The sequence below is a fragment of the Limnohabitans sp. genome, assembly GCF_031539105.1.
In the GTDB taxonomy this organism is placed as follows: Bacteria; Pseudomonadota; Gammaproteobacteria; order Burkholderiales; family Burkholderiaceae_C; genus Limnohabitans.
Genome location: NZ_JAVKLM010000017.1, coordinates 90,056 through 109,602 on the forward strand (window position 1 = coordinate 90,056; position 19,547 = coordinate 109,602).

General features: G+C 55.8%; 16 protein-coding genes. 9 read left to right on the forward strand and 7 right to left on the reverse strand.

Features of this window, described 5'->3' with window-relative positions:
* Nucleotides 1–19: 19 nt before the first annotated feature.
* From rpoD to RMR24_RS04410, 3 genes are all read right to left on the reverse strand, one after another.
* Nucleotides 20–2,398 carry an RNA polymerase sigma factor RpoD gene (gene rpoD, locus RMR24_RS04400; RefSeq protein WP_310613870.1) on the reverse strand — a complete coding sequence of 793 codons (2,379 nt, stop codon included), beginning with the start codon at nt 2,396–2,398 and terminating at the stop codon, nt 20–22.
* Between the two features lie 250 nt (nt 2,399–2,648).
* The gene (gene dnaG / locus RMR24_RS04405) at nt 2,649–4,553 is read right to left on the reverse strand and encodes a DNA primase (protein WP_310613871.1); all 1,905 of its coding nucleotides are present in this window, start codon (nt 4,551–4,553) and stop codon (nt 2,649–2,651) included.
* Between the two features lie 66 nt (nt 4,554–4,619).
* Entirely contained in the window at nt 4,620–5,378 is a 759-nt protein-coding gene (locus RMR24_RS04410) for a 3-hydroxyacyl-CoA dehydrogenase (RefSeq protein WP_310613872.1), read from the reverse strand.
* Nucleotides 5,379–5,479: 101 nt separating this feature from the next.
* On the opposite strand from RMR24_RS04410, the gene RMR24_RS04415 reads away from it, so the two are divergent.
* Entirely contained in the window at nt 5,480–6,427 is a 948-nt protein-coding gene (locus RMR24_RS04415) for a patatin-like phospholipase family protein (protein ID WP_310613873.1), read from the forward strand.
* A gap of 97 nt (nt 6,428–6,524) precedes the next feature.
* Here RMR24_RS04415 and phaP read toward each other — a convergent pair whose 3' ends face one another.
* Nucleotides 6,525–7,070 carry a TIGR01841 family phasin gene (gene phaP, locus RMR24_RS04420; protein ID WP_310613874.1) on the reverse strand — a complete coding sequence of 182 codons (546 nt, stop codon included), beginning with the start codon at nt 7,068–7,070 and terminating at the stop codon, nt 6,525–6,527.
* Nucleotides 7,071–7,284: 214 nt separating this feature from the next.
* Here phaP and RMR24_RS04425 point away from each other — a divergent pair, with 214 nt between their 5' ends.
* From RMR24_RS04425 to RMR24_RS04455, 7 genes are read left to right on the forward strand one after another with little or no spacing between them, the layout of a single operon-like run.
* Nucleotides 7,285–8,250, forward strand: a complete 966-nt coding sequence (locus RMR24_RS04425; RefSeq protein WP_310613900.1) for a histone deacetylase — start codon at nt 7,285–7,287, stop codon at nt 8,248–8,250.
* Nucleotides 8,247–8,954, forward strand: coding sequence for a nitroreductase (locus RMR24_RS04430; RefSeq protein ID WP_310613875.1), 708 nt, complete (start codon nt 8,247–8,249; stop codon nt 8,952–8,954). The genes RMR24_RS04425 and RMR24_RS04430 overlap by 4 nt, the downstream gene beginning before the upstream one ends.
* Before the next feature lie 18 nt (nt 8,955–8,972).
* Entirely contained in the window at nt 8,973–10,157 is a 1,185-nt protein-coding gene (gene pncB / locus RMR24_RS04435) for a nicotinate phosphoribosyltransferase (RefSeq protein WP_310613876.1), read from the forward strand.
* A 9-nt stretch (nt 10,158–10,166) separates the two neighbouring features.
* On the forward strand, nt 10,167–11,453 hold the full coding sequence (nhaD, locus tag RMR24_RS04440; protein WP_310613877.1) for a sodium:proton antiporter NhaD: 1,287 nt from the start codon (nt 10,167–10,169) through the stop codon (nt 11,451–11,453).
* A gap of 13 nt (nt 11,454–11,466) precedes the next feature.
* Entirely contained in the window at nt 11,467–12,441 is a 975-nt protein-coding gene (locus tag RMR24_RS04445) for a D-glycerate dehydrogenase (RefSeq protein ID WP_310613878.1), read from the forward strand.
* Nucleotides 12,438–13,691 (forward strand): DNA recombination protein RmuC, encoded by a 1,254-nt coding sequence (locus RMR24_RS04450; RefSeq protein ID WP_310613879.1) that lies wholly within the window; start codon nt 12,438–12,440, stop codon nt 13,689–13,691. The genes RMR24_RS04445 and RMR24_RS04450 overlap by 4 nt, the downstream gene beginning before the upstream one ends.
* Nucleotides 13,688–14,839 carry an MFS transporter gene (locus tag RMR24_RS04455; RefSeq protein WP_310613880.1) on the forward strand — a complete coding sequence of 384 codons (1,152 nt, stop codon included), beginning with the start codon at nt 13,688–13,690 and terminating at the stop codon, nt 14,837–14,839. The genes RMR24_RS04450 and RMR24_RS04455 overlap by 4 nt, the downstream gene beginning before the upstream one ends.
* Here RMR24_RS04455 and RMR24_RS04460 read toward each other — a convergent pair.
* The 3 genes from RMR24_RS04460 to earP all read right to left on the reverse strand — a co-directional run bounded on the left by RMR24_RS04460 (nt 14,814) and on the right by earP (nt 17,554).
* Nucleotides 14,814–15,677 carry a TIGR00730 family Rossman fold protein gene (locus tag RMR24_RS04460; RefSeq protein ID WP_310613881.1) on the reverse strand — a complete coding sequence of 288 codons (864 nt, stop codon included), beginning with the start codon at nt 15,675–15,677 and terminating at the stop codon, nt 14,814–14,816. The two genes, RMR24_RS04455 and RMR24_RS04460, sit on opposite strands and share 26 nt — an antisense overlap.
* Before the next feature lie 86 nt (nt 15,678–15,763).
* Nucleotides 15,764–16,318: an elongation factor P gene (gene efp, locus RMR24_RS04465; RefSeq protein ID WP_281890903.1), complete on the reverse strand. Its 555-nt coding sequence runs from the start codon at nt 16,316–16,318 to the stop codon at nt 15,764–15,766.
* A gap of 72 nt (nt 16,319–16,390) precedes the next feature.
* Complete coding sequence (gene earP / locus RMR24_RS04470) at nt 16,391–17,554, reverse strand: elongation factor P maturation arginine rhamnosyltransferase EarP (RefSeq protein ID WP_310613882.1); 1,164 nt, start codon at nt 17,552–17,554, stop codon at nt 16,391–16,393.
* Here earP and uvrC point away from each other — a divergent pair.
* Nucleotides 17,553–19,520, forward strand: coding sequence for an excinuclease ABC subunit UvrC (uvrC, locus tag RMR24_RS04475; protein WP_310613883.1), 1,968 nt, complete (start codon nt 17,553–17,555; stop codon nt 19,518–19,520). The genes earP and uvrC overlap by 2 nt on opposite strands.
* The last annotated feature ends 27 nt before the right edge of the window (nt 19,521–19,547 follow it).

Here is a 19,547-nt window from a genome sequence, read left to right on the forward strand (position 1 = left end):
AACTGACGGGGGTTTTTTATTACATCGTGTCGATGAAGCTGCGCAGTTTGTCGCTGCGGCTGGGGTGCTTCAGCTTACGCAAAGCCTTGGCTTCGATTTGACGGATGCGCTCGCGCGTGACGTCAAACTGTTTGCCCACTTCTTCCAAGGTGTGGTCCATCGCCATTTCGATACCAAAGCGCATGCGCAGCACTTTGGCTTCGCGTGGGGTGAGGCCATCCAAGATGTCTTTCACCACATCACGCAAGCCCGCTTGCATAGCGGCTTCGATAGGCGCGGTGTTGACGCTGTCTTCGATGAAGTCGCCCAAGTGGCTGTCGTCATCGTCGCCGATCGGTGTTTCCATCGAGATCGGCTCTTTGGCGATCTTCATGATCTTGCGGATCTTGTCTTCTGGAATTTCCATCTTCTCGGCCAAGACGCTGGCATCAGGCTCGAAACCAAACTCTTGCAAGTGTTGACGGCTGATGCGGTTCATCTTGTTGATGGTCTCGATCATGTGCACAGGAATACGGATGGTGCGCGCTTGATCAGCGATAGAGCGCGTGATGGCTTGGCGAATCCACCATGTGGCGTAAGTCGAGAACTTGTAGCCGCGACGGTATTCAAACTTGTCCACGGCCTTCATCAAGCCGATGTTGCCTTCTTGGATCAAGTCGAGGAACTGCAAACCACGGTTGGTGTATTTTTTGGCAATCGAGATGACCAAGCGCAAGTTGGCTTCGATCATTTCTTTCTTCGCACCGCGTGAGCTGCGCTCGCCTGCGTTCATGCGTTTGTTGATGTCTTTGAGTTGATCCAAAGGCACGACCACGCGTGACTGCAAGTTCATCAGCTTTTGCTGCAAGTCTTGCACTGGCGGAATGTAACGGCCCATGGTGGTTGACCACGGTTTGCCAGCGGCAGCTTGTTTTTCGACCCACTTGATGTTGAGCAAGTTGGGTGGAAAGTCTTTGATAAAGGTGGCTTGTGGCATGCCGCACTTGTCAACAATGATGCGGCGCAGTTCGCGTTCGTTTTTACGCACATCGTCTACTTGGCTGCGCACAGACTCGCACAATTTTTCGATGGTCTTGGCGGTGAAGCGAATGCCCATCAATTCGGTGGTCAGCGCGGTTTGCGCTTTCACATAAGCTGGGGTGCCGTAGCCCTCTTTGTCGTAGGTTTTGCGGAGTTTTTCGAACAACACAATCATGCGGTCAAAGCGCTCAAGAGCAGCGTTCTTCAGCTCTTCTAATTTCTTGGTCAGCGCCTTAGAGCCGCCTTTGCCGTCGTCATCGTCTTCTTCGTCAAACTCGTCGAAGTCTTCTTCGGCCACATAGTCGTCAGCTTCGTTGAGGTTGTTGAAACCGTCCACGATGGTGGAGATGACCACTTTGTTTTCACGGATGTCTTCGGCCATGGCCAACACCGCAGCGATTGTGGCAGGTGAACCGCTGATCGCAGCCATCATGTCCATCAAGCCGCCTTCGATGCGCTTGGCAATTTCAATTTCACCTTCACGCGTCAGCAGCTCCACCGTGCCCATTTCGCGCATGTACATGCGCACGGGGTCAGTGGTGCGGCCAAATTCGCTGTCCACTGTGGACAAAGCGGCTTCGGCCTCTTCTTCGGCTTCTTCTTCAGTGGCGGCTGTCGGGGTGTTGTTGTTGAGAAGCAGGGTTTCTGCGTCAGGGGTGTGTTCGTAAACAGCCACACCCATGTCGTTCAACATGCTGATCACCACTTCAAGGGTTTCAGCATCGACCAACTTGTCTGGCAAGTGGTCAGAAATTTCGCCGTGCGTCAGGTAGCCACGCGTCTTGCCGAGTTTGATCAGAGTTTTGAGGCGTGAACGACGTTTTTGCATGTCTTCTTCAGACAGCACGGTTTCGTCCAAGCCGAATTCTTTCATCAAGGCGCGTTCTTTGGCCTTGCTGATTTTCATGCGCAGAGGCTTGACTTTTTCTGCACCCGCTTCGACCACGGGCTCTTCGCCTACGAGGTCGGCTTCGATGTCACTCATGTCTTCGTCATCGCCAGGGGCTTTTTTGCCTTTGGCTTTGGTGGCTTTTTTAGCAGGGGCTTTCTTAGCGGCCGCTTTGGGCGCATGGGCTTCTACAGCCGATGCTTTTTTCTTCGTGTCCTCAGCCTTGGCTTTAGGGATGGTCTTGACGACGGGTTTTGTCGCTGGCTTTTCAGCAGCTTTTGTTTTCGATGCGGGCACTGACTTGGCTTTCGTTGCGGGCTTGGCTGCTGGTTTAGCAGCGGTTTTGACTGCCGGTTTGGCAGCCGTTTTTGCAACGGGTTTTGCGACTGGCTTAGTAACTGCTTTGGCAGTGGCTTTGACGGTTGGTTTGGTAACCACCTTCTTGGCCACAGGTTTGGCAGGCTTCTTGGAATTGCGGTCAACAGGCATGAAAACTCCTAGACATCAAAGAAACGAATACACAGCGCCACAAAAACCCGGCGCGGGAAAAAGAAAAGGGGGGTGAAGTGTGAACCTCTAGAAGCAAGCGGATTGGGCGAACATTTGGAATGCAGTCCTTGCGGTAATGTGGCGAGTCGTGCGCTTGTGTCACGGTTGGCCGGGCCCGGAGGTGCTGCTGTCGCACTTGCTAAGTTTGGATTATACCTAAAACGGCGACCTTCAATTAGCCGCAGGCGCGTCAGTCTTGGCTTTCGACCAGTTTTTGGGGGATCAGACCCAGTTGGCGTCGGCGCTCAAACAGGGTTTTGTAGCGTTGCATGGCCGTGGGATCGGCGGAGGCCTCGGCAATGGCTTCTTTCATTTGCGCATCTAGGCTTTCAAACAAAATTTTGTTCAAAATGCCGCGCAGCTCTAGGCCTGCTTCTTTTTGTAGTGCAGCAGGCGACAGGGCATCAGACATGGGCTTGCCATCGTCGTCCAGTAGTGGCTTAAAGGACGAAGCCATGACTCGCAAGGCCATGTCTTGCGATTCGTGTGCGTGCAGACCTTCGCGCAGCGCCCCCCAAGGCTGGTTGCCATGTTCGTGGTGTTGGCCGTCCAGCCACACAAACAGGGGGCCGTGGGGTGGGGCGAGTTCGCACAAGAGGTTGTGGTCCTCGGTGGAGAGGTCTTCCCACAGTTCCATGTGGGTGAGCAGCACACGTGCAGCATGGTCGGCACGGCCTTGTGGAATCAGCCGTGTGCCGCGCTTGTAGGTCTTGGGTGCGTAAGAGTCGCGAGGTTTGAACTTGGATGATTTTTTAAATTCACCCGAGCGTGTGGGTCCTAACGCTGCGGATGCTGGCATCCACAGGTCTTGCAGCTCGTGGTTGCCTAGGTCAGCCAGCTCGGCGATTTCGCTGAGCAACTGGCGCTTGAGGGCGCCATCGGGCAAGGCCATCCAGAGGGGCTTGGCGTTGCTGGCCATGTGGGCGCGGCCTTCGGCGGTGTGTAAGTCGCAGCCTTCGCGCGCCACTTCAATGAGAAAGCGGCTCAGCGGCATGGCCTCGGTCACGCAGTGGGCAAAGGCTTCTTTGCCAAACTCGCGGATGTAGCTGTCGGGGTCGTGCTCGGCAGGCAAGAACAAAAACTTCACACTGCGCACGTCAGTGGCGTAGGGAATAGCCCCATCCAGTGCTTTGCGTGCGGCGCGGCGACCTGCGCCATCGCCATCAAAGCTAAAAACCACGTTGTCGGTGAAGCGAAACAGTTTTTGCACATGGTCAGTCGTGCACGCCGTGCCCAGTGTGGCCACTGCGTTGGGAAACCCCAGCTGCGCCAAGGCGACCACGTCCATGTAGCCCTCGGTCACCAGCACATAGCCTGCGTCGCGCAATGCGTTGCGGGCTTCAAACAAGCCATACAACTCGCGGCCTTTGCTGAACACGGGGGTTTCGGGTGAGTTGAGGTATTTGGGCGTGCCCTCAAACAACACGCGGCCACCAAAACCGATGCATTCACCTTTGACATTACGGATGGGGAACATCACGCGGTCGCGGAAGCGGTCGTAGCGTTTTTCTTCTTCGCCGTCTTCTTGGTTCACGATGACCAAGCCACTCTCAGCCAGCAGCGGGTCTTGGTAGTCGGGGAACACGCTGGCCAAGCTGCGCCAACCTTCGGGTGCGTAGCCTAGGCCAAACTGTTTGGCAATTTCGCCGCTCAGGCCACGGCCTTTGAAATATTCAATGGCTTTGGGTGAGTTACGCAAATGTTTGCGGAACGATTCGCCTGCTTTTTCCAGCACGTCGGTCAGCGTGGCTTGCTTTTGGCGCTGTTCGGCGGCGCGTGCGCGGTCTTGCGGCGAGGCATCGTCTTCGGGCACTTGCATGCCGATGTTTTGCGCCAAGTCCTTCACCGCCTCGACGAAGGTCATGCCTGCATGCTCCATCAAGAAACCAATGGCGTTGCCGTTTTTGCCGCAACCAAAGCAATGGAAAAACTGCTTGGCAGGGCTCACCGAAAACGACGGCGACTTCTCGCCGTGGAACGGGCACAGCCCCATGAAATTGGCCCCGCCTTTTTTGAGCTGCACATAGCGGCCCACCACCTCGACAACGTCGACGCGGGCTAAAAGCTCTTGAATGAAGGACTGGGGGATGGCCATATGTAAAAAGGGTGAAGCCTGATTTTAGGCTTCACCCTTTTTGAAGAGATTGAAGAACGTTTTGGCTTACTTCGGTGCCAAACGAATTGCACCATCCAAACGAATCACTTCGCCATTGAGCAAATCGTTTTCAAAGATGTGCAGGGCGAGCTTGGCGTAGTCCTGCGGTGTGCCCAAGCGTGAAGGGAAGGGCACACCTGCCGCGAGTGCGTCTTGCACGTCTTGAGGCATGCTAAACAGCATGGGCGTGCCCATGATGCCGGGGGCGATGGTCATGTTGCGAATGCCGTTGCGGGCCAGGTCGCGTGCGATGGGCAGTGTCATGCCCACGATGCCGCCCTTGGAGGCGCTGTAAGCGGCTTGGCCAATTTGGCCGTCGTAGGCGGCGACAGATGCGGTGGAGATCAACACACCGCGCTCGCCTGTGGCTTCGGGTTCGTTGTCGCACATGGCTTCAGAGGCCAAGCGAATCATGTTGAAGCTGCCAATGAGGTTGATGGTGATGGTTTTGCTGAACGAGGCCAAGGCATGTGCACCGTTCTTGCCCACCGTTTTTTCGGCAGGGGCAATGCCCGCGCAGTTGACCAAGCCCATCAGCTTCCCAAGGGAAACGGCTTTGGCCACCACAGCTTGGCCGTCGGTCTCGTTGCTCACATCGCATTTCACAAAGGCGCCGCCAATATCTTTGGCCACGGCTTGGCCTTTGTCGGCTTGCATGTCGGCGATGACCACAATGCCGCCCTTGGCTGCGAGCGCACGTGCCGTGCCTTCGCCCAAACCCGATGCCGCGCCGGTGACGATGAAAACTTTGCCTTTGATGTCCATGAGGGGCTCCAGATTTTTTGAAAGTTTGTTTACGTTTACGTAAACGTCAATTATGCGGGATGGCTGGAGCTTGTGGCAGGCATCTAGGACAATCCCTAGTGATGGATTTTTTTGGGGCTTGTTGCATGAATGTGCGTGTGTTGTCGGCTGTGTCTGGTTGGCGTGTTTGGGGATTGGTGTTGTGTGCGCTTGTGTTGGCGGGTTGTACCTCGTCAGGCCCGTTGGCTCCTTTAGACGGAGCACGTCCTGAAGTGCCCGTGATTCAGCCCAAACGTGTGCCTAAATTCGGCTTGGCTTTGGGCGGTGGCGCTGCCCGTGGCTTTGCGCATGTGGGTGTGATTCAGGTGCTGGAAGAAGCAGGCATCAAGCCTGACCTGGTGGTTGGCACCTCGGCCGGTAGTGTGGTGGCGGCGTTTTATGCCAGTGGCAAAGACGGCGCGCAATTGCAAAAAGCCGCTGAAACCATGGAAGAAGCCACCATCACCGACTGGACTGTGCCGCTGCTGGGCCGCGGCATGATGCGCGGCGATGGTTTGGCCCGCTACATCAGCAAGCAAACGGGAGGGCGTCGCATTGAAGAATTCAAAATGCCTTTGGGCATCGTGGCTACCGATTTGAAAACGGGCGAGGGTGTGTTGTTCCAGCGCGGCGATGTGGGTACGGCGGTGCGAGCCTCTAGCGCTGTGCCTTCGGTTTTTGAGCCGGTGCGTATTGGCGCCCGCGAGTTTGTGGATGGCGGCTTGGTGTCACCAGTGCCCGTGCGCTATGCGCGCCAGATGGGTGCTGAGTACGTGCTGGCCATCGACATTTCTAGCCCGCCTGAATCTGGCAAAACCGGTGACATGTTTGACATCTTGATGCAGACCTTCACCATCATGGGCAAGAGCATCAACAGCCTTGAGCTGCGTGATGCGGACCTGGTGGTGCGCCCCGCGTTACACGACGTAGGCAGTGCCGATTTCAAAGCGCGCCGTCGTGCCATCGAGGCAGGCCGCGCCGCCATGCTCCAAGCGTTGCCCAAACTCAAGGCTGCTTTAGCGGTGCAATGAGCAGCAGGCAAAAAAAGGGGCCCACCTTGCGGCGGGCCCTTGAAGGGATTCCTGCACCCTGTGGTGACGAAGAATCCGAGGAGACAATCGTTACAAATTAACGCTTCTTGGCAACAGCGCTCTTAGAAGCTTTTACAGCGGTTTCAGTGGCTGATTGGATATGTGACTCGGCCATGTCAGCAGCTTGCTTGACGGCTTTTTGCACAGATTCCACAGCGGTGTTGCTGGCAGTCATGGCTTGTTTGAAGAAAGCCACAGCTTGCTCAGAGCCAGCTGGTGCGTTTTTCAAAGCAGATTCAATGTAAGTTTGAACAGCAGTTTGGCCTTCAGCCGCTTTGCCTTCTAAACCTTTGGTGAATTCAGCGCCAGTGCCTTGAGCGATGTCATAGAGATGGCGGCTATAAGCAGCAGACTTCTCCGCCAAAGGCTGGACAAAGCTGGTTTGCAAAGCGATGAATTCTTGTGCGTCTTTCACGGCCAATACAGCTTGTGCGTGTGCAGCAGATTCATTCAAGGCAGCGCGACCGGCGGTCAGGTTGAGCTCAACCATTTTTTCAACGCTGGCGAAAGCCTTGGTTGACAAACCAAACAGGTTGTCCAGGTTGGCTTTGTTGGTAGCGGCGAATTGTTCGACGTTGATCATGTGAATACTCCAAAAGTAAAGTGGGCTTGCAAAAAAATGTTGCGGTGCAGCATTGGTATGGAGTTTAGGGTTATCCCGTAACTTTGCAAGCGGGTTGGGGGCTTGGGAGGGTTGATTAGAGGTGGCCTTCTAAAACTGGAATATTCGTTGAGACCCGCAAGGTTGCTCCGCATTGGTGACAATGCAGCCTTGTTTCATGCGGTTTTCAACGGCTATGCGCGCTTTCTACTCCGATCAATTTGTGTTGCCTTTGCCGCCAGGCCACCGCTTTCCCATGGCCAAGTACCGCCTGCTACGCGAGCGTCTGCAGGCTGAGTTGCCCGAAGTCGAGCTAGCCGCCGCCGAGCCCGCCAGTAATGGTGAGTTGGCTTTGGTGCACACGCCCAGCTACATACAGTCGGTTGTGCAGGGCACGTTGACCGACGCTCAGCAAAAAGAAATTGGTTTTCCCTGGACGCCTGCCATGGTCGAGCGCTCACGTCGTTCAGCGGGCGCAACGGTCATGGCCGCGCGCATGGCTTTGTTTGGCGGGCAGGGCGTGGCGGCCAACCTGGCTGGCGGCACACACCACGCCTATGCAGACAAAGGCAGTGGCTTTTGTGTGTTCAACGATGCGGCCGTGGCCACGTGCCTCATGCAGGCCGAGTGGGGCCGCACGCGTAAGCAGCCACTGAAGGTGGCCATCATCGATTTGGATGTGCACCAAGGCAACGGGACCGCGCGCATCTTTGAGTCTGACGATCAGGTGTTCACTTTGTCCATGCACGGGGCACGTAACTTTCCTTTCGACAAAGAAACCAGCGATCTAGATGTGGAGTTGCCAGACGGTTGTGACGATGCAACTTATTTGCAGGCGCTGGAGCTGGCCCTGGCCGAGCTCGATAGCCGCTTCACGCCAGGCTTGGTGATTTACTTGGCAGGCGCCGATCCGCACGAAGGCGACCGTTTGGGCCGACTCAGCCTCAGCTTTGATGGCTTAGAGGCCCGCGACCGCCGCGTGTTTGACTGGGCATGGTCCAAACGCATTCCCATGGCCTTCTCGATGGCGGGGGGCTATGGCAAAGAAATGACTGACACAGTTCAGGCACAAGTCAACACCTACCGTGTCGCCTATGCGTACTGGCGACGCTGGCAAAATCTACCCAAAGATTCAAACCAACAAATGGAGACTCACCCATGACCAATTCAGCAGCTGTGTCCGCCGTAGACCACGCCATCACCTCGCGCATGTCTGCTCGCGCTTTCACGCAGCAAGCCGTATCACACGAGCTGATCACCGAAATTTTGCAAGTCGCTAGCCGCGCACCCTCTGGCACCAACACACAACCTTGGAAGGTTTACGTTTTGCAAGGCGCGACGCGTGATGCCTTGGTCGACAAAGTATGCGCCGCTCATGAAGCCATTCGTGCCAACCCCGAAGTGGCCAAGCAGTACACCGAGCAATACGACTATTACCCTGAAAAGTGGGTCAGTCCCTACATTGATCGCCGCCGTGAAAACGGCTGGAGCCTGTATGGCTTGCTGGGCATCGGCAAAGGCGACAAAGACCGCATGCATGAACAGCAGCAACGCAACTTCAAGTTCTTCGATGCGCCTGTGGGTTTGATGTTCACCATCGACCCCATCATGGGTCGTGGCTCGTTGCTCGACTACGGCATGTTCATTCAAAACATCATGTTGGCTGCGCGAGCACGTGGTTTGCACACTTGCCCGCAAGCCGCGTGGAATGGTTTTCACAGCATCATCCTGCCGCACATCGGTGCGGGCGAGGGTGAGATGATGGTGTGCGGCATGTCCTTGGGCTTTGCCGACGAGAGCGACAAGGTCAACACGCTTGCCACACCGCGTGTGCCGGTGAGTGAGTTCACCCACTGGGTGGTCTGAGTTTTTAGTTAGCGACCGATGATCATCACCAGCCTGCTCGACACCGACCTTTACAAATTCACCATGATGCAGGCCGTGCTGCATCAGTTTCCAAGCGCGCAGGTGTCTTACAAGTTCAAGTGCCGCAACCCTGGCGTAGATCTGGCACCGTTCGTGCAAGAAATTCGCGACGAAATTCGTTCACTGTGCAGCTTGCATTTCCAAGATGCCGAGTTGTCATGGCTGCGCAGCTTGCGTTTTATCAAAAGTGACTTTGTGGATTTCTTGGGGCTGTTTCGCCTGAACGAAAAATACATTCAGGTAAATGCACTCGCCAATGGTGAGATTGACATCAGCATTCAAGGCCCTTGGCTACACACGATTTTGTTTGAAATTCCCGTGTTGGCCATCGTCAACGAGGTGTACTTTCGCAACACGCAAAAGGTGCCAGATTTCTTAGAAGGCCGTCGTCGCTTAGACCAAAAGATCGAAGCGTTGCATGCTGAGCGTCTGAGTGATTTGAAAATTGCCGACTACGGCACGCGTCGCCGTTTTTCGAGAGCGTGGCACGAAGAGTTGTTGCGTGTCCTCATTTCAAAGCTGGGCACAGGCAGCGCAGGGCAGTTGGCGGGTACAAGCAATGCTTTGTTCGCCATGAAGCTGGGCCTGACACCTTTGGGCACCATGGCTCACGAATATTTGCAAGCCTGCCAAGCCTTGGGGCCACGCTTGCGCGACAGCCAAGTATTTGGTTTCGAGACATGGGCACGCGAATACCGTGGTGACTTAGGCATTGCACTGAGCGATGTGTACGGTATCGAGCCTTTCTTGCGCGACTTCGACATGTACTTTTGCAAGCTCTTCGATGGCGCACGTCATGACAGTGGCGACCCCTTCACCTGGGGCGAGCGCATGATTGCGCACTACCGCAACAACCGCGTGGACCCGCTGACGAAGACCTTGATTTTTTCAGATGGCCTGACGGTCGAAAAAACCATTGCGCTGTACCAGCAGTTCCGTGGTCGCTGCCAACTCGCTTTTGGTATTGGCACCAACTTGACCAATGACTTGGGCTACGAGCCCTTGCAAATCGTCATCAAGATGACGCAGTGCAATGGCCAACCCGTGGCCAAACTGTCAGATACACCCGGCAAAGGGATGTGTGACGATGAAAATTATTTGGCCTACTTGCGCCAAGTGTTCGACATTGCGCAGCCCGTTTAAGGACTTGTTGTGTTGACTGCACTCGTTGTAATTTTCGTCTTGGCCTATGCTGCCATCGCCTTTGAGCACCCCATCAAGATCAACAAATCAGCGTCAGCCTTGGTCGGTGCTGGATTGTTATGGACGATTTATGCCGTCAACACGGGTGACGCACATGTGGTGGGAGAGCACTTGAGCGAGTCGCTCATCAGCACAGCACAAATCGTGTTTTTCTTGATGGGCGCCATGGCCATTGTGGAAGTGGTCGATGCGCACAACGGGTTTGACGTGATCACCTCACGCATCAAAACAACACAACTGTCTGGCTTGATGTGGTTGGTTGGTTTTGTCACGTTTTTCTTGAGTGCAATTTTGGACAACCTCACCACCACCATCGTGATGGTGTCGTTGATGAAGAAGTTGCTCGGCAAGCGTGAGGATCGCTTGTTCTTTGCCGGCATCATCGTCATCGCTGCCAATGCGGGTGGCGCCTGGTCCCCCATTGGCGACGTGACCACCACCATGCTTTGGATTGGCGGTCAAATCACAGCCCTAGAAATCATCAAAGGCTTGTTCTTGCCGTCGCTGGTGAATGTGTTGGTGCCGTTGTTGGTGACCAGTTTTTGGCTCAAAGGCCAATTGCTTGTGCCACCTGCTTTGCCTGTTGAGGAGTCAGCTTTGCCCGTCACCTCTGCCTTTGAGCGCAAGCTCATGTTCTTTTTGGGACTCGGTGTATTGGTGGCTGTGCCAGCTTTCAAAACGTGGACAGGTCTGCCACCTTTCATGGGCGTGCTGTTTGGCTTAGGTATTTTGTGGCTCGTGGGTGACTTGGTGCACCGCCAAAAAGACGATGAAGACAAATCGCATTTGTCGCTCACGCATGCGCTCACGCGCATCGACATGCCTTCGATTATTTTCTTTGTCGGTATTTTGTTGTCTGTGGCGACCTTAGAGCACACGCACATCTTGTCTGATTTAGCCGCCTGGTTAGATCAGGCTGTGGGGCGTCAAGACGTGATCGTGATGATCATTGGTGTGGTCAGCGCCATCGTCGACAACGTTCCCTTGGTCGCAGCTTCTATGGGGATGTACAGCTTGGAGCAATATCCAGCTGATAGCTTTCTGTGGGAATTCTTGGCCTATTGCGCAGGCACAGGAGGCTCGATTTTGATCATTGGGTCTGCTGCTGGAGTGGCAGCCATGGGCTTGGAAAAAATTGATTTCGTTTGGTACGTTAAAAAAATCAGCGGGCTAGCCTTGATGGGCTACTTTGTTGGTGCTCTCTTCTACATCGCTGAGTACACGCTCACGCATTAACTGAAAGTTGTCTATGAAAACCAAAATCATCGTTGCCCGTCCTATTTTTGAAGAAACATTGGTGCATTTGCGTCAACACTTTGACGTGACTGACAACCAAGCCGACGTGGCATGGACCAAAGCGTCATGGACGCAGGCGTTGTCGCAACACGCGGGCGCACTCACCACCGGTTCTGACCCTGTGGATGCCGAAGTGCTGAAGGCATGTCCCAGCCTGAAAGCCGTGGCCAATATGGCCGTGGGCTTCAATAACTTTGACGTGCCGGCCATGACCGCCCAAGGCGTACAAGCCAGCAACACACCCGATGTGCTGACCGAAACCACTGCCGACTTTGGTTTTGCTTTGTTGATGGCCACTGCTCGTCGCATGGCCGAGAGCGAACACTACCTGCGCCGCGGTGAGTGGACGCAATGGCGCTACGACATGTTTGCCGGTGCCGAAGTGCATGGCAGCACCATTGGCATTTTGGGCATGGGTCGCATTGGCCAAGGCATTGCCCGCCGCGCCGCACATGGATTTGGTATGAAGGTGATTTATCACAACCGTTCACGCCTGAGCGCCGAGTCTGAAGCCGAATGCAAAGCCTCGTATGTGAGCAAAGAAGAGTTGTTGAAAACCGCTGACCATGTGATGTTGGTGTTGCCTTACAGCGCCGCCTCGCACCACACCATTGGCGCGGCTGAGTTGGCACAGATGAAGCCCACCGCTACGCTGGTCAACATCGCACGTGGCGGCATCGTGGACGATGCGGCATTGGCTGCAGCTTTGCGCGAGCGTCGTATTGCAGCTGCAGGCTTGGATGTGTTTGAAGGTGAACCCAAAGTGCATCCCGATTTGTTGACCGTGCCCAACGTGGTGCTGACCCCGCACATTGCCAGCTCATCTATTCCCACACGTTTGGCGATGGCCAATTTGGCGGCAGACAACCTCATCAGTTTCTTCACGCAAGGCAAATCGGTGACACCTTTGAACTCGGTGGCTGCATGATCGAAATTTGGGTGGCTGTCGGTGTTGGCGTTTTCAACGCCGCTCTTTTGGTGGTGTTGCTACGCAAACCCAGCGGCAGCAACGAAGCAGCTACCCAAGCTTTGCAGCAGAGTCTGCAAAGCATGCACGAAAAGCTGGAGCGCATTGAGCGTGAGCTGCGCACCGAAATTACCGAGTCATCACGCGGGGGCCGTCAAGAGCTGACGCAAAACTTGGCGGTATTCCAGCAAAGCCAAGTGCAGCAACTCACGCTCATGCAAAAAAGCATTGGTGACACGCTGAACCAACAGCTGCAGCAGCTGCAAAAAAGCAATGCCGACAAGCTGGACGAAATGCGCCGCACGGTGGACGAGAAGCTGCAAACCACCTTGGAAAAACGTTTGTCGGAGAGCTTCAAACAAGTGGCCGAGCGCTTAGAGCAAGTACACAACGGCCTAGGTCAAATGCAAAAGTTGGCCGATGGTGTGGGCAGCTTGCAGCGCGTGCTGACCAATGTGAAAACACGCGGTATGTTTGGCGAGGTGCAACTCGAAGCCTTGCTCGAACAAGTGCTCACGATTGAGCAATACGCGAAGCAAGTCGAAACCAAGCCGCGCAGCAACCAACGCGTGGACTTTGCCATTCGCTTTCCCGGCCGAGGCGGCGCAGATGGCGAACCCGTGTGGCTGCCGATTGATGCCAAGTTCCCCCGCGAAGACTACGAGCGCTTGCTCGATGCACAAGACCGTGCCGATGTTGTGGCCGCTGAAATTGCAGCCAAAGCCCTCGAAGTACGTATCCGCACCGAAGCCAAGAGCATTGCCGAAAGCTACTTGGCGCCGCCGCACACCACCGACTTTGCCATTTTGTTTTTACCCACCGAAGGCCTGTATGCCGAGGTCTTACGCCGCCCCGGCTTGATGGACACCTTGCAGCGCGACTACCGCGTCACACTGGCTGGCCCCACCACCTTGCTGGCCATGCTCAACAGTCTGCATATGGGCTTTCGTACGTTGGCGTTGGAGCACCAAGCCTCTGAGGTGTGGAAGGTGTTGGGCGCTGTCAAAACCGAGTTTGAACGGTATGGCGACTGGGTGGAGAAGGTGCGCGAGCAAGTGCAAAAAGCCGCTGACACCTTGGACCGTGCTGACACACGTAGCCGTCAAATGCGCCGTGCGTTAAAGAATGTCGAAGCTTTGCCCGAAGGCGAAGCGCAAGCCTTGCTACCCAAGTTTGACGACGCTTTGGATGACACGGACGCCAAAGTTTGAAGCGTGAACTCGCCAAGCTGATTGCAGGCCAAGTGTGCTTGCACGCCTGTATGGCGGGCATGCGCATGGCCGCACCCTTGATGGCTTTGCGTAGCGGCCAAAGTGAAGCAGCGGTGGGTTTTTTGCTGGCGATGTTTGCTTTGACCCAAGTGTTCCTTGCATTGCCCGCGGGCCGCTATGCAGACTTGCATGGCTTGAAGCGCCCCGTGTTGTGGAGCGTACTCATGGGAGCCATCGGTGCAGGCGCCGCTGCGGTGTGGCCCATTTTTCCTGTGTTGTGTTTCAGTGGCTTGATGACAGGGGGCGCCACAGGCATTGCCATCATCGCCTTGCAACGCCATGTGGGGCGCGCGGCGCAGGGCTTGGCGCAGATGAAGCAAGCCTTCAGCTGGTTGTCGATTGCGCCTGCAGTTTCAAACTTTATTGGGCCGTTCACTGCGGGCTTGTTGATTGACCATGCAGGTTTTCAGTGGGCCTTTGCGGCCATGGCTTTGTTACCCGTGATTGCTTGGGCGTGTATTCGCCAAGCTCACGAACTGCCGAAGGTGGTCAAGCCTGAAGGTCACGAAAGCAACAGTGCGTGGGATTTGCTTAATGAGCCCATGTTTCGCCGCTTGTTGATGGTCAATTGGTTTTTGTCTGCTTGCTGGGATGTGCACACCTTTGTGGTTCCCATCTTGGGCCACGAGCGTGGGTTGAGTGCTTCGGCCATTGGTTCTATCTTGGGTGTGTTTGCACTGGCCGCGGCCTTCATTCGCATGATGATGCCGTTCATCGCCGCGCGTTTGCAGGAGTGGCAAGTGGTCACGGGTGCGATGTTGATTACCTCGTTCATGCTTGCGGTCTACCCGTTCACCGAAACAGCTTGGCTCATGGGCGCTTGCTCGGTGTTGGTGGGCTTGTCGTTGGGCGGTGTTCAGCCCATGATCATGAGCACCTTGCACCAAATCACGCCAGAACATCGGCATGGCGAAGCTTTGGGTTTGCGCTTGATGGGCATCAACGCTTCAAGCGTGCTGATGCCCATGGTGTTTGGTGCGGCGGGCACCGTCATTGGCATCAGCGGGGTGTTTTGGTGTGTGTCGGCGGTGGTGGGCTTGGGCTCACGCAGCGCGTATTTGCTCAGAGTTGATAAAAAGCACGAATGACGTTCCAAGCGTCGTCCACGCTGTCGACGTAGGTGAATAGGTCCAAGTCCTCTTTCGAGATGACACCTTCATCTACCAGCACATCGAGGTGCAACAAACGCTGCCAGTAGTCACTGCCAAACAGCACGATGGGCACGGGCTTGGCTTTTTTGCATTGCACCAACGTCAGGGTTTCAAACAACTCGTCCAGCGTGCCAAAGCCGCCGGGAAAAGCCACCAAGGCCTTGGCGCGCATCATGAAGTGCATTTTGCGCAGCGCAAAATAGTGGAACTTGAAGCTCAGGTCGGGCGTGATGTGTGGGTTGGGCGATTGTTCATGAGGCAGGGCAATGTTCAGGCCCACGCTGATGCCGCCAGCTTCTTGTGCGCCACGGTTGGCCGCTTCCATGATGCCGGGGCCACCGCCCGTGCAGATGAAGAGTTTTTGATCGGCAGTTTTGTGCTCGCTGAATTTGGTGATGGTGTGGGCTAGTGCGCGTGACTGTTCGTAATAACGCGCGTTGCGCACCAAAACTTCGGCCTTGGCAATTTGCTGTGCATTACCCGCAGCGCGAGCGAGGATCAGGGCGCGGTGCGACTCTTCTTCGCTGCGAAAACGCGCGCTGCCAAACACCACCACGGTGTGTTCAATGCCGCGTGCGATTTGGGCCAAATCGGGCTTAAGCATTTCCATTTGCATGCGCAAGCCGCGCGTTTCGCGGCGCAGCAAAAACTCGGGGTCGGCAAACGCCAAGCGGTTCGATTCGGGTTTGAGTGAGTCGCCGTTGTCGTAGTGTGCTTTGAGGGTTTCCCAAGCTTCGGCAAGGCGTCGGTCGTGAGGGTCTAGCATTCCATCCATGTGTGGATGGTACTGGCAGAAACGCCACTCACGCGGCCATGAAAAAGGCCTCCGAAGAGGCCTTGATTTCTAAAGCTTGTGAAAGCTTAGACGCGCTTGCGGTATTCGCCAGTGCGTGTGTCAACTTCGACCTTGTCGCCTTGTGCCACAAACAAGGGCACAGACACTTCAAAGCCAGTGGCTAATTTAGCAGGCTTCAACACTTTGCCTGATGTGTCGCCTTTAACAGCTGGCTCAGTCCAAGTGATTTCGCGCACGACGTTGGTAGGCAATTCCACAGAGATAGCTTTCTCGTCGTAGAACACCACTTCGAGTTCCATGCCGTCTTCGAGGTAGTTCAGGGCGTCGCCCATGTTGCTGGCTTCGACTTCGTATTGGTTGAAGTCGGCGTCCATGCACACGTACATGGGGTCAGCAAAGTAAGAGTAAGTGCAATCCTTCTTGTCCAAGATGACTTGGTCCATCTTGTCGTCGGCCTTGAACACGACTTCGGTACCGAAGTTGGCGATCAAGCTTTTCAATTTCATGCGAACGGTGGATGAGCCACGGCCGCCACGTTGGTATTCGGTGCGCAGGACAACCATAGGGTCCTTGCCGTGCATGATGACGTTGCCAACGCGGATTTCTTGAGCGGTTTTCATAGTGTGAGGTTTTCTAAGAGGGTTGTGGCCCATGCAGCTCAAGCTGCGACGGGGTTCGCAAAGCCACTTATTTTAGCGTTTTTGGGCCACGAATCTGAGCAACTGGGTGGTGAGGTCGGCTTGGGCAAGCAATCGTTGCTGCGCTTGGCTGCTCCAATCACGCCAATTCCCAAGCGTGGCGCGGGACAGCGTAGGAAGTGGGCCTGTTTCTAAGCCGTTCCAAATCGCATGAAATTGGCTTAAATCGGCAGGCATATCAAGCACCGCTTCAAAGGCGTGCAGCTTGTCGTGGTGGGCCAAGTCGTCTTGCGGGTAGATGTGCCAGACAAATGGCTTGCCCGCCCATAGGGCGCGCACCAGCGAGTCCTCACCACGCACCACGTTGAAGTCGCAGGCCCACAACAGGTGGTCAAACTCAGTTTGGCTGAAGTAGGGGAGTTGGCTGATGTGTAACTGGCCAGAGCCGCTGTTGGGCATGTGTAGGGCTTGAGCGGCGGCGGCTACGGCCTTGTTTGGGCGGCCTTGGGTCACTAGCAGACGGGTGCGCTCGTCGGTTTGGCTGAGTTGCATCAGCAAATCTGGCAAGGCAATGGGCTCGTAACAAAACAAGCTGATGAGGCGTTCGTTCGCTTCGATAGGTTTGTCGAGTGGCAAAGCGCTCAGCCATGCTTGGCGTTGAAACGCCGCTTGTCGTGCAGGTAAATCAGGCTCGCGCAGCAAGCCGCCCGTGTCGGGCGTGAAGCCCGGAAAGAAAAACCATTTGGTGGCACCGCGTGCAGGCCCGCTCATCACGGGCGAGGCCAAGCCATGCGAGCGGGCAACATAGCCCTCGGCGCTCAGGTATTCGAGGTTGATCCACACGGGCGGTGTGCCTTGCACCATCAATGCTTGAAACGTTTCTGGCAGTTCGCAGCCGAAGGCTTCGATTACCACGTCGCCCACTTTGAAGGTGATGTCTTGAGTTAAGGCTTGGAGGGATGTTTCGTTAGGCCAGGCATGTACGGTGACGCCTGCGCAGCCTTGCGGAGCCATCCATGCCAAGGCCGATGCATCGTCCACCCACAGACGCACGGTGTGGCCGCGTTGTGCGAGGTCGGCGCAGAGGCGCCAACACACGCCTAGGTCGCCGTGGTTGTCGATGACGCGACAAAAAACATCCAAGCTCAAGGCTGGCGTGACAGGGGTTAATGCAGATGTGCTGAAGTTCACGCTACAGATTGTCCACAATACAGACATGTCCAAAATTTCTTCAGACGCCACACCCGAAAACGCTGCGCCGCGCCATCCGCCCGAGCTGTTAGAGCTGGTCGCCAGCTTGCCCGCGTTACCCGGCGTTTACCGCTACTTTGATGCGCAAGAGCAGGTGCTGTACGTGGGCAAGGCCAACAGCTTGAAGAAGCGGGTGTCTAGCTATTTCCAAAAAGACCACGGCGGCTCGCGCATTGGCCACATGGTGACCAAGATTGTGCGCATGGAAACCACGGTGGTGCGTTCAGAGGCCGAGGCGCTGCTGCTTGAGAACAACCTCATCAAAACGCTCAAGCCCAAGTACAACATCTTGTTTCGCGATGACAAGAGTTACCCGTATTTGAAAATGACGCGTGGCGTGCCAGTGAAGATCAATGCTGCTGCACAGCAGGCTGCATCGCCCCTTCCCTTGGCGAGCCCCAGCACGACCCATCACCTGAGCGTGAACCCGCAACAAGTGCCCCGCGTTGTGTACTACCGAGGCGCTGTGGACAAACGCCACGACTATTTTGGCCCTTACCCTAGCGTGTGGGCCGTGCGAGAAGCCATTCAGCTGTTGCAAAAAGTATTTCGCTTGCGCACCTGTGAAGACACGGTGTTCAACAACCGCACGCGCCCGTGTTTGTTGTATCAAATCAAGCGTTGCTCGGGGCCGTGTGTGGGCCTCATATCTGTGCCTGATTACCAGCGAGATGTGGACAGCGCCATGCGGTTGCTGCGCGGCGAAACGCAAGAGGTCATGTCCAACGTCGAAGCGCGCATGATGGCGTACGCTGAGAAGCTGGAGTTTGAACAAGCCGCCGAGTTGCGCAACCAAATGAGCGCACTCTCCAAAGTGCTGCACCAGCAAGCGGTGGACACGGTGGGAGACCAAGATGTGGACATCCTCGCCGTCAAAGTGCAGGGCGGCAAAGCCTGCGTCAACTTGGCCATGGTGCGCGCTGGTCGACATTTGGGCGACCGACCTTATTTTCCTGTGCATGTGGACGATGCTGAGCCGGCCGAAGTGCTGGAAGCGTTTTTGAGCCAGCACTACTTAGATGTGCCTGTGCCGCCCGCGCTGATCACCAGCCACGCGGTGGACAAAGAACTTTTACAAGCTCTGATTGATCAAACCGGTGTGAAGATCACTGCCGTGCATAACCCGCGCGAGCAAAGACGTGTGTGGTTAGAAATGGCGCAACAAAACGCCGACATTCAACTGGCCCGTTTGTTGGCCGAAGAAGGCTCGCAACAAGCACGCACGCGTGCTTTGGTCGATGCACTCGATTTGGCGCCTGAAGATTTAGAACAGTTCCGCGTGGAGTGCTTTGACATTTCGCACACCTCGGGCGAGTCCACGCAGGCGTCGTGCGTGGTGTTTCATCATCACAAAATGCAAAGCGCGGAATACCGCCGTTACAACATCGAAGGCATCACGGGCGGCGATGACTACGCGGCCATGCGCCAAGTGCTGGTGCGTCGCTACAGCAAGCTGGCCGAGGCCGTGCGCGCGGGCGAGGGCAAGCTGCCCGACCTCGTGCTGATCGACGGCGGCAAAGGGCAGGTGAGCATGGCGCGTGAGGTGTTTGAGTCACTTGGGCTCGACCTCTCACGCATCGTGGGCGTGGAAAAAGGCGAAGGCCGTAAAGTGGGCCTCGAAGAGCTGGTGTTTGCCGATGGGCGCGCGAAGGTCTACCTGGGACGTGACTCCGCCGCATTGATGTTGGTCGCGCAAATTCGCGACGAGGCCCACCGCTTTGCCATCACCGGCATGCGAGCCGCACGCGCCAAAGTGCGCGTGGGTGGCAGCAAGCTCGAAGAAATTCCGGGTGTGGGGCCTAAGAAACGCGCCAAGTTGCTGCAGCGCTTTGGCGGTGCGCGCGGCGTGGGCGATGCCAGCGTGGCAGACCTGTGTACCGTGGAAGGTATTTCGGAAGAGTTGGCGCAAACGATTTACAACGCGCTGCGCTAAGTCAGTTGCCTGCGACATGTCGCATCG